Origin of the sequence: Peptoniphilus duerdenii ATCC BAA-1640 (assembly GCF_000146345.1) — a bacterium.
Classification (GTDB): Bacteria; Bacillota; Clostridia; order Tissierellales; family Peptoniphilaceae; genus Peptoniphilus_B; species Peptoniphilus_B duerdenii.
This window is the reverse complement of the sequence record NZ_GL397071.1, coordinates 1,139,865-1,144,499: the sequence shown is the minus strand read 5'-3', so window position 1 is coordinate 1,144,499 and position 4,635 is coordinate 1,139,865. Positions and strand designations below refer to the sequence as shown.

General features: G+C 31.9%; 5 protein-coding genes and 1 pseudogene. 1 reads left to right on the top strand and 5 read right to left on the bottom strand.

Features of this window, described 5'->3' with window-relative positions; translation table 11 throughout:
- Positions 1-26: 26 nt before the first annotated feature.
- The 5 genes and pseudogenes from HMPREF9225_RS05060 to HMPREF9225_RS05045 all read right to left on the bottom strand — a co-directional run bounded on the left by HMPREF9225_RS05060 (position 27) and on the right by HMPREF9225_RS05045 (position 3,408).
- Positions 27-563 carry a flavin reductase gene (locus tag HMPREF9225_RS05060; RefSeq protein ID WP_008901874.1) on the bottom strand — a complete coding sequence of 179 codons (537 nt, stop codon included), beginning with the start codon at positions 561-563 and terminating at the stop codon, positions 27-29.
- Between the two features lie 124 nt (positions 564-687).
- Positions 688-1,299, bottom strand: coding sequence for a class I SAM-dependent methyltransferase (locus HMPREF9225_RS05055; protein ID WP_008901873.1), 612 nt, complete (start codon positions 1,297-1,299; stop codon positions 688-690).
- A 274-nt stretch (positions 1,300-1,573) separates the two neighbouring features.
- Positions 1,574-1,654: pseudogene (locus HMPREF9225_RS10060) on the bottom strand (IS200/IS605 family transposase); the annotation flags it as partial.
- 185 nt (positions 1,655-1,839) lie between these two features.
- Positions 1,840-2,454, bottom strand: a complete 615-nt coding sequence (locus HMPREF9225_RS09805; protein WP_008901872.1) for a hypothetical protein — start codon at positions 2,452-2,454, stop codon at positions 1,840-1,842.
- Positions 2,455-2,532: 78 nt separating this feature from the next.
- A complete protein-coding gene (locus tag HMPREF9225_RS05045) occupies positions 2,533-3,408 on the bottom strand; it encodes a LysR family transcriptional regulator (RefSeq protein WP_040551326.1) in 876 nt (291 codons plus the stop codon).
- A 105-nt stretch (positions 3,409-3,513) separates the two neighbouring features.
- Between HMPREF9225_RS05045 and HMPREF9225_RS05040 the strand changes: the two genes are divergently transcribed.
- The gene (locus tag HMPREF9225_RS05040) at positions 3,514-4,548 is read left to right on the top strand and encodes a YeiH family protein (protein ID WP_040551325.1); all 1,035 of its coding nucleotides are present in this window, start codon (positions 3,514-3,516) and stop codon (positions 4,546-4,548) included.
- Positions 4,549-4,635 lie beyond the last annotated feature (87 nt).

The following is a 4,635-nucleotide window of genomic DNA, read 5'->3' as shown; positions in this document are numbered from 1 at the left end:
TATCTTTAAGATAGATGCTAATTTCATTATCTCTTATCCACCAGGTCTATTATTTCTCCTATGAACACTATATGCGGTTGCCAGCCTCCTTTGAAGTCTGGATAGATTTCTGGCATTGAGGCGTAGTATTCTTTTACTTTCGGTGCGAGGTTTTCTTTTGAAAATTGGTGTTGATAGAGTTTTTTGCATAAAAATGTTAAGTTCGCTTCTTTAAATGTCACGCTCTTTCCCATTTGAATTGGTGTTAGTCCTACTGCTTCGTCCTTGTTGCCTTCCCTTCCTGAATGGGATCCCATGTATCCCAAGGCTTTTTTATAATTTTTCGGATAGAAACTTACGGTAAATGTTTCAGAATTATTTAAAAATTCGCTGGTGTACCTCGCTGGGTGGATGTAAATCGTAACTATCGGTAGACTTTTATTTCCATCGCCCCAGATATTTCCAAGGCTTCCCCAACTGATTGTGCAGCTGTTGTGGTGCTCCATCGTTCCTGCGGTTACAAGTCCCCAATCTTTGTCAAACATTTCAAATATTTTATAATCTTTTGTTTTAAAATTTTCCATGTGTTACTCCTGTTTAATTTGCTATTTTGTATATACCCGAGTTGATTTTATTTTCACTCTACTCTACTGAGATCATACCTACAAAAGAAAAACACCTACTTTTGTAGATGTTTTCGTAATTTTTTTATAATTTCTTAGCCAAAAATGCTAGCTGATATTTCTCGTTCAGTTGATATTCGCATTTAAAACCAATCTTAGTCAATGTTTCTGTGAGATATTCAGGAGAATATACTTCAAAATCTAGCATATCCGCCCATTTTTTTATATTTTTATGTTCTCTATATGCTCCTTCATTGCATATTAAAAACTGACCACCTTTAACTAAAACCCGATGAATTTCCCTAAAAGGTACTTCTATATTCTTCCAAAAATAAATGGTTTCAAAGGCTGTAACTATATTTATGGATCCATCTTCAAAAGGTAACTTAGCCACGTCTGCTTCAATAATTTTACACCTGCCATCTCTTATAGCTTCGCTATTTACTGAGCTTGCGATATCGACACTTGTTTTAGAATAGTCCATTCCATATACTTTTTTTGCCTTCGATAAAAAATATTGAACATTACGTCCACCGCCGCATCCCAGATCTAAAACTACATCAGAGGATTTAATTTGTAAGAAGGATCTTCCCCATTTCGCCAATTTTTCGTGACCAATGTTCATTCCTTTGACCATGAATCGACCGCCGAAATTATTTTTTGGATTTTTTACATTTTCAAAAAAATTTTTTAACATTTCGCTCTCCTATTAATAACTGTTATCAATGTTATTTTATCACAATTTTTTATTGCAAAATTAATGTATTTTTGAAAAGTTTTAAATGAAATTCAATGTAATTTTTAAATGCTAGCCTGATAGCGTGATAATCATTATTTATTATCCTTAAAAATATTCATTCCCGTTTCTTTATTATAAACTTGAACAAAACTGGTCCCATATGCTTCAATCGTTAGGATCAATTCATCATTGCTTCTATTTCTAGTCTTTTACTTCCATAAAATACTTTTCACCTAAATTTCGGTGCAAATACTACATGGTATTTACAATTCCATTTCGTGTGTGATAGACTATGCGTATGTGATAAATTCATTAAAATTCCTCCTGTTATTTTTGTGTTTTGGTAAACCACTTTTTTATTTTAACATGGAGGTCTTTTTATTTGTTTTTCATCGCTAAAGCTAAACAGACCCCCTCGGTTTAACCGAGTGTTTTCTAATTACAAAAAGGATAAGCAAGTCGCCTATCCTCTAGTTTAAATATTTATTTTCTCGTAATTTATTTATAAATCCAAGTCTCCGTCTTTTCTACAAATCCATTCACAAATTTATTCTTGAGCCTCATTGCGATTGGATCTACATCGTCAGCCTCAAATACAATCGTCTCATATTTACAGAAGAGAGCATTACAAAGGGCAAGCAAAAAATCGTCTCCTGCACTATTCTCTTCACAAAGCACATAAGCTATTTCATTATCCTCTACAAAGGCAAAATTTTTCTCGTCAACAAAATAAACTTCATTTGGTAAAATTTCCACAAATTCTTCGAAGCTCGCTGTCAATGGATTAATCGCCTGATGCATTTTTTTGTAATGATTATAATAATTCCAAGAAAACTCACGATTTTTAACTGTCGTCATAATTTTCGTATCACTTGGCGCAATTTTCAAATCTGAAGAAGAAAATTCACATGAATAACAAGTACGCACAAGCTTAAAACCATTTTGCAAAATAAAATCCCTCTTTAAATCATCCTTGTCCTGTAGCATAATCTGAAGAGGTGCATCGAATTTATCAGCAATTGCACGAAAAGATAGCATCGGGCTTATGTCTTCATTTTCAAAATCAATATAAATATTTTTATTGTGAAAATCATTTCTATGAGTCGTTAACATATATTCTCCTCTAATAAAAAAATAAAACTATATTTTTCTTTACCTATCTTAGCCTAACCTAGTACTATGAAATTTTTTCTAATAAAAAGCTTCAGCTATTTGCAAATACAAATCAGTAAATATTGAATTTTTTCTGGCAACAAGGGATAAATCATGAACTAGATTGAAATCTTCTAGGTCCACAACCATAAGAACACCTTCTTCTAGTTCTTTTTTTACACAAGATTCAAAAATAAAACTTATGCCACAATCTGACCTGAGCATTTCTACTATGGAACGCATATTATTTATTTCTATGATATTTGCAAAATCTTTCGTATCAATATTGTCCATGCTTAGAAAATTTTTTAATATAGCTAAGGTACCAGATCCGTCTTCTCTAATAATAATTCTTTCATCTAATAAGTCTGTTAACTTTTTTACTTGTTTTTTAAACTTGTGGTCCTTGTGGCTGATGCAAACAATCCTATCGCTTTTGTATTTTTTAATAAAATAATCACTAGATTTTATAAATCCCTCTATAATGGCAAAGTCTATCCTCCCACTATCAATATCACTTAAAATCTCGTCCGTATTTTCATAATAAATATGGAAATCACAAGAAGGTTTATCTTTAATCAAAGCTATAAGCTTGTCCAATATTAGATATTCTCCGACCGACCTAGTAAAACCCAAGGAAATTTTTTCACTCTTAGCTTTTTTCTCAGTTAATATCATCTTCAACTTATCTTGATCATTTGACATAGAAAGCAAAGCAGATTTTAGAATCTTGCCCTCATCTGTTAGACACAAATTTCTCTTACTTCTATAAAAAAGTTTACAATTGTAATAGGTTTCTAGATATTTAATATGAGTAGATATGGCTGGCTGTGTTATATTAAGGCTTTCAGCAGCCCTTGTAAAATTCATATATTTACATACTTCCAAAAAACTTTCTATCCTAAAATCTAACATAGTATCCTCCACATATATCATAATAAATTTTTATCATATAGTAAATAATTATAATTTTACATTATATTTATTTATTATATAATAAAAAAAGTGAAAGGAGAATATATGATAAAATCTATAGAAAAAAATATAAAAGGGATTATTCTCTGCCTTATAATTGCAATAATTTCCCAAATAATCGGCAAAAAAATCCCACTAGTAGGCCCAGCAGTCTTTGGTATTCTATTTGGAATGATCCTAGGTCAAATTATAAAAGACAAAAAACCTTATATGGGTGGTGTGAGATTTACATCAAAGAAAATCCTTCAATATGCTGTAATCCTCCTTGGGTTTGGTCTTGATCTTGGAATTGTTTTAAAAACTGGTAGACAATCACTTCCAATCATCATATCTACCATATCAACATCACTTATAATCGCATACCTATCCTACAGGACTGGGCTCATAAAAGGAAATATTGCAACACTTGTTGGTGTTGGATCATCAATTTGTGGAGGCTCTGCAATTGCAGCTGCCGCTCCAGTTATAGATGCAGATGAAGATGAAATAGCCCAAGCCATATCTGTTATATTCTTTTTTAATATCTTAGCTGCTATTTTATTTCCAAGCCTAGGTCGTATGATTGGATTTTCTACTACCGATGGTCATGCCTTTGGTATATTTGCAGGATCTGCTGTTAATGATACATCATCAGTTACGGCATGCGCATCAACATGGGATACAATATTTAATCTAGGTAGCCAGACACTTGACAAGGCTGTAACAGTAAAATTGACTAGAACTCTAGCAATAATTCCAATATGCTTAGGACTAGCCTTCATTAGGATGAGAAATGCTGAGCAAGAAGCTAATAAAAAAATATCTATAATACAAATTTTCCCATTTTTTATTATCTACTTCATCCTTGCAAGTTTGATCACAACCATAGCCCTAGCCAAAGGAGTAAATATTGAATTTTTCAAACCCTTTAAGGAATTATCCAAATTTTTTATTGTAATGGCAATGTCAGCTATTGGTTTTAATAGTGATATAGTAAAACTATTAAAATCAGGAGCTAAGCCACTAGCCTTAGGAGGCGTGTGCTTTATATCAATCACATCCATAACCCTAATACTAGAAAAAGTTCTAGACATCTTATAATATTTTAGAAACTGACTCCAAAAGTTAGCAATAAAACATTTTATTGTCGCATTATTTATTTGCTAAATCATGTACAATATATACACG

Coding starts and splice junctions, on each gene's coding strand:
- HMPREF9225_RS05060 (WP_008901874.1), bottom strand. CDS start 563: ATGGAAAATTTTAAAACAAAAGATTATAAAATATTTGAAATGTTTGAC.
- HMPREF9225_RS05045 (WP_040551326.1), bottom strand. CDS start 3,408: ATGTTAGATTTTAGGATAGAAAGTTTTTTGGAAGTATGTAAATATATG.
- HMPREF9225_RS05040 (WP_040551325.1), top strand. CDS start 3,514: ATGATAAAATCTATAGAAAAAAATATAAAAGGGATTATTCTCTGCCTT.
- HMPREF9225_RS05055 (WP_008901873.1), bottom strand. CDS start 1,299: ATGTTAAAAAATTTTTTTGAAAATGTAAAAAATCCAAAAAATAATTTC.
- HMPREF9225_RS09805 (WP_008901872.1), bottom strand. CDS start 2,454: ATGTTAACGACTCATAGAAATGATTTTCACAATAAAAATATTTATATT.